General features: G+C 46.5%; 7 protein-coding genes. 2 read left to right on the top strand and 5 right to left on the bottom strand.

What is annotated here, in order from left to right:
• Positions 1 to 116: 116 nt before the first annotated feature.
• From AC4E7D_RS09745 to AC4E7D_RS09735, 3 genes are all read right to left on the bottom strand, one after another.
• Positions 117 to 1,508: a M16 family metallopeptidase gene (locus tag AC4E7D_RS09745; RefSeq protein ID WP_490173609.1), complete on the bottom strand. Its 1,392-nt coding sequence runs from the start codon at positions 1,506 to 1,508 to the stop codon at positions 117 to 119.
• Positions 1,509 to 1,510: 2 nt separating this feature from the next.
• Positions 1,511 to 2,902, bottom strand: coding sequence for a M16 family metallopeptidase (locus AC4E7D_RS09740; protein ID WP_490173608.1), 1,392 nt, complete (start codon positions 2,900 to 2,902; stop codon positions 1,511 to 1,513).
• Between the two features lie 86 nt (positions 2,903 to 2,988).
• Positions 2,989 to 3,771, bottom strand: coding sequence for an MBL fold metallo-hydrolase (locus tag AC4E7D_RS09735; RefSeq protein ID WP_490173607.1), 783 nt, complete (start codon positions 3,769 to 3,771; stop codon positions 2,989 to 2,991).
• A 175-nt stretch (positions 3,772 to 3,946) separates the two neighbouring features.
• Here AC4E7D_RS09735 and AC4E7D_RS09730 point away from each other — a divergent pair, with 175 nt between their 5' ends.
• Positions 3,947 to 4,834 carry a DUF8428 domain-containing protein gene (locus AC4E7D_RS09730; RefSeq protein ID WP_490173606.1) on the top strand — a complete coding sequence of 296 codons (888 nt, stop codon included), beginning with the start codon at positions 3,947 to 3,949 and terminating at the stop codon, positions 4,832 to 4,834.
• 73 nt (positions 4,835 to 4,907) lie between these two features.
• Here the strand turns inward: AC4E7D_RS09730 and fumC are convergent, their stop codons facing one another.
• On the bottom strand, positions 4,908 to 6,305 hold the full coding sequence (gene fumC / locus AC4E7D_RS09725; protein WP_490173605.1) for a class II fumarate hydratase: 1,398 nt from the start codon (positions 6,303 to 6,305) through the stop codon (positions 4,908 to 4,910).
• A 129-nt stretch (positions 6,306 to 6,434) separates the two neighbouring features.
• Between fumC and AC4E7D_RS09720 the strand changes: the two genes are divergently transcribed.
• The gene (locus tag AC4E7D_RS09720) at positions 6,435 to 6,629 is read left to right on the top strand and encodes a hypothetical protein (protein ID WP_490173610.1); all 195 of its coding nucleotides are present in this window, start codon (positions 6,435 to 6,437) and stop codon (positions 6,627 to 6,629) included.
• Positions 6,630 to 6,679: 50 nt separating this feature from the next.
• Here AC4E7D_RS09720 and AC4E7D_RS09715 read toward each other — a convergent pair.
• On the bottom strand, positions 6,680 to 6,881 hold a 202-nt coding region (locus AC4E7D_RS09715), incomplete at its 5' end, for a hypothetical protein (protein ID WP_490173604.1).

Raw genomic sequence — 6,881 nt, 5'->3', positions numbered from 1 at the left:
TATGAGGAAAAAAAGAAGAAACGCCTTGGGGACGATATCATGCCCAAGCGTATTAAATACAAGAAGTTGATCAGAGATTAAATAAAAACTCCCGGGAGCTCCCGGGAGTTTTTTCCTTATTGCTTTAACGGCTGATCCAGCGTTTCCTGGATCTGATTTTCTATTTTCACTTTATCCCCAACCACAATCAAGGTCATATCCTCCGGCCTTATATACTTTCGTGTGAGCTCAGATACCTGTTCAGGGCTTACGGCGTGCATATTGGCCACCTTGTTCTCCAGGAAGGATTCATCCAGATCGTGGGTGTCTAAAAATATCAGTTGTCCGATGATACCCCCCGGACTGGAATTTTGGAGTACAAAAATCCCGGATTCATAGTTAACGATACCTTCCAGTTCCTCTGCAGAGGGAGGCTCATCCTGAAGCCGCTGGATTTCTTTTCGGATTTCTGAAATTGAGGCCCCGGTATGCTCTGTGGTAACATCTGCCATCTCATACCACAGTCCGGTTTTGTAGTTGGCATCCAACACAGAAGTAGGGGAGTAGGTATATCCCTTATCCTCCCGGATATTACTGGTGATCCTGGAAGCAAAAGAGCCTCCAAGGATGGAGTTGGTGATATCCAGGGCGAGGTAGTCCGGGTGTGATGGATCGGGTACGGGCAGGCCAAAGTAAATGGTGGACTGCGGCGCGTTGGGCCGGTCTATGATTTGCACCTTGCCGGCGGTAACGGCTTTAGCTACCGGATAGGAGGCTTCTTCTCCAGCCCGCCAGTCAGACATAGCTTCTTCGACGGCCTTCTTAACGGCAGCATTGTCAAAATTCCCCGCTACGTAGATGGTAGTGCGTTTTGCACCGAAATGGGCATCATAGAATCCCTTTATGGCATCAGTTGTATAGGAATCAACCTGTTCATCTGATGGGAATACCCTGCCATAAGGATGGTCTGGATATAGACTGGCATAGAAATCACGCATGGCCTGTGCCCTTGGACGTGATAACTGAACTGCCAGGCTGCGCTTCATGTCATTCTTAAGCCGATCTAGCTCTTCCTCAGGCCATTTTGGGTTGCGGAGCACATCGGCCATCAAATCAATAGCATCGGGAACAAATTCGTAGAGTACAGAAGTAGAGAGTGAGGTGGTGTGTGCCCCAACGCCAATGTTGAGGTTGCCTCCCATCCCGGCTACTTCATCCGCGATTTGCTGCGCAGTGCGCGTAGTACTGCCTTCCTGCATAAGGTCGGCCAACAGGTCACTCAGCCAGACCTGGTCTTCCCCTTCGTTTATATTTCCTGTCTTGATACTGAATTGAATACTGGCTTTTGGAATAGCACCGTATGGGATCAAAACTAATTTCAGGCCATTGTCATATTCAACTACCTCTTTTTCCGGTAAGTTGAAATTTTTAGGTGTGCCTCCTTCTGGTGGAAGTTCCTTTTCCTGCGCCATGGCATTAGGCACGGGAATAAGCAGGAGGGCAAATAGAACGATATAAATTGATTTCATGATTATTGCGTTTTTTCGTTAGCTGCCAAAAGTGGATTTACCACCAGGACGGTCCGGTTAGTAGGTCTTAGGTATTCATTCACGGTGCGTTTTACCGTTTCCAGGTCGATTTTCCTGAACTCAGCTTCTAGGCTGTTGATACGCTCCGGGTCATCGTCGAAAAGGGCGAAGCTGCAGAGCAAATCGGCTCGTCCCAGGCCAAAGAAACCACCAATATTGTCGTAGAGTTCCGAGCGGATTTTAATTATGGCCTTATCCAGCATTTCCTGGGTGAGGGATTCCTCCAGATCCACCATGACTTCTTCTATAGCTGCCATGACTTCTTCCTTACTCGTGTCATTATCGTAAGTAAGGTTGTACATCCACAACATGGGCCCCTTGTAATTGAACATATTGCCCAGGTAATTGATACCGCCACCTACATTAGAGGAGTAGCCTTTCTCTTTTTCCAGTTTTTGAACCAGCAGGCTGTTATCTCCCTGCACAAGTATCTGGTCTAGCAGCCCCATGGCATAGTATTCAGGTGAACTTCGTTCTGGCATGTGATATGCAACGGCCAAAGCAGGTTTGTTGGCCAGATTATCGTCTTTTACAAATTCCTTGGCCTCCTCCTGACGGGCTTCGGAAATGTCTGGCTGAGGAGGGAGTTCAGCTGCGGGAATTTCACTGAAATATTTATCGATCCAGGCCTTGGTCTCTTCCAGGTCAAAATCACCTACAACGGCAATTGCTGCATTGTTAGGGGCGTAGTAGGTCTTAAAGAAACTTGCCACATCTTCCAGGTTGGCTGCATCCAGATCCTCCAGATCGCCATAGAAATTATGGGCGTTATACCAGTTTTCGTTGGCATACTGCGGCATGTCCAGCCAGGGGAAGCCACCATAAGGCTGGTTGAGGACATTTACCTTCACCTCGTTTTTCACTACCCCTTGCTGGTTGGTGAGGTTTTCCTGGGTAATATCCAGGCCGCGCATCCGGTCGGCTTCTGCCCAAAGCATGGTTTCCAGTTTGTGAGAAGGTACAATCTCAAAATAATTGGTAAAGTCAAAACGGGTGGAACCGTTAAGGACGCCCCCATTTTGCTGAACCAGCTTTATGAATTCCATTTTACCCAGGTTTTCTGACCCCTGGAACATCATGTGCTCAAACAAATGGGCAAAACCTGTCCGGTCCTTAGGTTCTATCCTAAAACCAATATTGTAATAAACGGCCACAATAGCCGTAGGGGAGGTGGTGTCCTGTGAAAGGATCACCTTTAACCCGTTATCCAGTTTGTAATAGGTTACGGGTACTTGAAATTCTGCTGCCGTTTCTTTGGGGCGATCTTGTTTACAGGCGCTTAAAAAAAGCAAAAAGACCCCCATTGCGGCAAACCGCAAAAGAGCTGTTTTCATAAAATTGGGTTTTTGATAATTAGTCATAAGGCTTATAGCCTTTATGTAAGACGCAGGAAATACCGCTGCGTTACAATTACTTTGGGTTAGTAAGCTGCGTTAGGATACCAGTCGAGCTGCACCACCTCTATTTCCGGGTCCCCGGAAGCAACCAATTCAGCAAACTTACCTACATCACTCACATCGGGTCGTCCCCTGTAATGGTAGGGATACACCGTTTTAGGTTTAAATTCCAGGACCGCTTCCGCTGCCTTTTCAACTGTCATGGTATAGGGCAGGTTCATACATACAAAGGCTTTATCGATATCTTGGAGGGCCCTCATTTCGGGAATGTCCTCTGTATCCCCGGAAAAGTAAACACGCATACCTCCTTTGCTGATCACATAGCCGTTACCCCGTCCTTTCTGATGGAAATTCTTCGCCTCTTCCCTCAGGTTATACATCGGAATGGCCTCTACCAAAATGCCATAACGTTCCTTACTGTCCCCATTGTCCAGTACATCTACCTGAGGGGCATATGATTCTGGCAGTTGGTCAGCTACCGCCTGCGGAACCATAATTTTAGCCTGGGAGGTTACCAAACCCTCAAGTGTTTCCACATTAAAGTGATCGCCATGGACATCCGTAATGAGGATGAGGTCGGGTGGGGGAAAGGCAGAAAAGGCATCCGCACCCCCGACAGGGTCAATATAAAGGGTAAGGTCATCCCAACGGATTACCGCCGTTGCGTGTTCCACGGGGGTGACTTCAAACTCAGTATTTTCTTGTTGGGTATGGGTTTCAGGAGCAGGTGAGCTCTCTTTTTGGGATTTAGGGGATTCTTTGCAATTGATAAAGGCAACTAGGCACAATAGCAGCATGTATCTCATAGGAAATCAGTTGGATTTTTAACCTAATAAAGATACGGTATTATCACTATTTCGAGGTCCGAAAGCACTTTTTTTGCCCGCAAAAAAATCTAAAAGCCAAACTCAACCGTATATAGAGGAAACAGGGGAATCCTGAAAAAGTAAACAAACAAGAAAATAATTAATTATTTACACTATGACAGAGCAAAAGAATAACAACGGATTAAAGGTAATAGCGGGCCTTTTGGGGGTGGTGCTATTGGGAACCATAATCTATACCGTTAGTCTTTATCAGGACAAGAAAAAAACAACTGCTGCACTGACCGAAGAAAAGGAACTTGTAGTAGAGGATTTGGAGAGCCTAAGATCCGAATACGATAAGGCCATCCTGGAAAGCAATGCCACCAATGAGGAATTGGTTATTGCTCGCGACCGGATCGCCAAATACATCGATTCTGTACAAACTATGAAAGCGGACATTTCCACACTATCCCGCTACAGAAGGCAGGTACGAGTGCTGAGGGCAGAACGCGAACAATTACTTAAGCAGGTAGATTCCCTTACACAATCTAATGCTTTGATCGCTATGCAACGCGACAGTACTTTTGTTGAGTTGGAGAAACAAACTGTATTTAACGATTCCCTGGTTGTACAGAACACCCAGCTGGCAGCAGCTGTTGAGCGCGGATCCGCACTCAATCTTTCTGAATTCACAGTGGATGCTGTGAGGGAGCGAAATAGCGGAAAATTGGTTTCCACTTCACGTGCAAGAAGTACAGATAAATTTAAGATTTGCTTTACCGTCGCTGACAACACTATTGCCGAGGCAGGTGACCGTGAATTCCTTATCGAAGTTCTGGATCCTCAAGGCAATATCCTGGGTGGAGGACTTTCCAAGTCAACTGAAGAAGGAGCTTCTGTTAGCTACAGTAAGGGAACTAATTTCTACTACGAAAACAACTCGCTTGATGTCTGCGATTACATCAACAAACCTGATGGCGATTTCCAGAAAGGGAATTATATGGTTAATGTATACGATGACAAGCTTAAATTATTAGGAACTTCCAGGTTTACTTTGAAGTAAAACGTTAATTAGTTAGTTGACAAAAGGGGCTGTTTCAGCCCCTTTTTTTATTCCTTAAGATCAAAAATCGCATTTATTTCATGGAACCCACCATATCCTCGGGTTTCACCCACTGGTCGTATTCTTCAGCGGTTACATAGCCCAGGTTAATGGCTTCTTCACGCAGGGTAGTGCCATTTTTATGCGCTGTATTCGCAATCTCTGCCGCTTTGTAGTACCCGATTTTAGTGTTCAATGCGGTAACCAGCATTAGTGAATTGGAAAGGAGCTTTTTGATGACCTCATGGTTGGGTTCAATTCCAACTGCGCAATTCTTGTCAAAGCTCACACAGGCGTCCCCGAGTAGTTGCGCGGACTGCAGTACATTGGCAGCCATCAGAGGCTTAAAGACATTCAGTTCATAATGGCCCTGTGTCCCCCCGATGGTGACCGCCACATCATTGCCCATTACCTGGGCACATACCATGGTCAATGCTTCGCACTGTGTGGGATTCACCTTTCCGGGCATAATAGAACTACCGGGTTCGTTGGCTGGCAGGATCAACTCCCCGATTCCCGATCGGGGTCCTGAGGCAAGCATCCGGATGTCGTTGGCAATCTTATTTAGGGAAACCGCCAGCTGTTTAAGTGCGCCATGGGTTTCCACCATGGCGTCATGTGCCGCCAGTGCCTCAAACTTATTGGCAGCGGTTCTAAAGGGATGCCCAGTAAATTCCGCAATATAGCGGGCCACCACCACATCATATCCTGCAGGGGTATTTAATCCTGTACCAACAGCCGTTCCCCCCAGGGCCAGCTCACTTAGGTGGTCCAGGGTGTTCTGCAGTGCTTTCATTCCGTGGTCCAGCTGGGCAACATAACCCGAAAATTCCTGTCCCAGGGTAAGGGGAGTGGCATCCATAAGATGGGTGCGTCCTATTTTGACGATATTTTCAAATGCCTTGGATTTTTTCTGCAAGGTATCCCGTAGCTGTATTACCCCTGGCAGGGTAGTTTCCACTACTTTTTTGTATGCTGCAATGTGCATGCCAGTGGGATAGGTATCATTTGAAGATTGTGATTTGTTTACATCATCGTTGGGCGACAGTACTTTCTCGCCTTTTCCAATCTCATTTCCGGCAAGGACATGTGCGCGGTTGGCTACTACCTCATTTACATTCATATTGCTCTGGGTCCCTGAACCCGTTTGCCAGATGACCAAAGGAAACTGTTCATCGTGCTGACCTTCCAGGATTTCGTCGCACACACGGCCAATGAGGTCCCGCTTGTTTTCAGGTAATACCCCCAGTTCGCAGTTGGCATATGCTGCAGCTTTTTTGAGATAGGCAAATCCATAAATAACCTCTAAAGGCATGGAAGCTGCAGGTCCTATTTTAAAATTATTCCGGGAACGTTCGGTCTGGGCCCCCCAGTACTTATCCGAAGGCACCTTGACTTCACCCATGGTGTCCTTTTCAATTCTGTAGCTCATATTGCATTGTTTTAGGTCTACACAAAGGTAGGATATAAGGGCCTTTTTACCGCCCCGGGCTTGAATTTTTAAGCCGCTTTAAATTTTTTCGGCACGCTTTGCTGTTTTTCCAATTTTCAATATATCTTTGTGCCATCAATACCGCATCCCATGTTTGAATTTGATCAATATCTAGGATTTTTAGCATTTCTCACCATTGTGACCATTGGCTTCTGGCTGATGATGTTCCTGCTGTTATTTGTTATCCCTTATTGGGTAGGCGGTAATCTCCGTGAAATGTGGAAAGAAAGACGCGAAGCCAGAAGGGCTAAGCGGGAAGCATAAAAAAAGAAGCCAAACGGCTTCTTTTTTGTTTTTATAGTGTTTTCAAATTACTATCTGGAAGAACCCTCGAATTCATAATCATCCTCACCTCCATTGCCATTCCGGCGCCTGCGACTTCGCTGGTCTTGTTGTTCATTGAAGCGGTAGAGGAAAGAAAGGGTGATCTGTCGCTCCCTCCATTGGAATTCGCTATAGGTGAATACATTATCGGTACGGGTTTCTGACCGGCGCTTACGTGAATTAAACAGGTCA

Source organism: Lentiprolixibacter sp. (assembly GCF_982873095.1).
The sequence above is the reverse complement of the archived record's forward strand: the minus strand, read 5'-3'. Positions and strand labels throughout refer to the sequence as shown.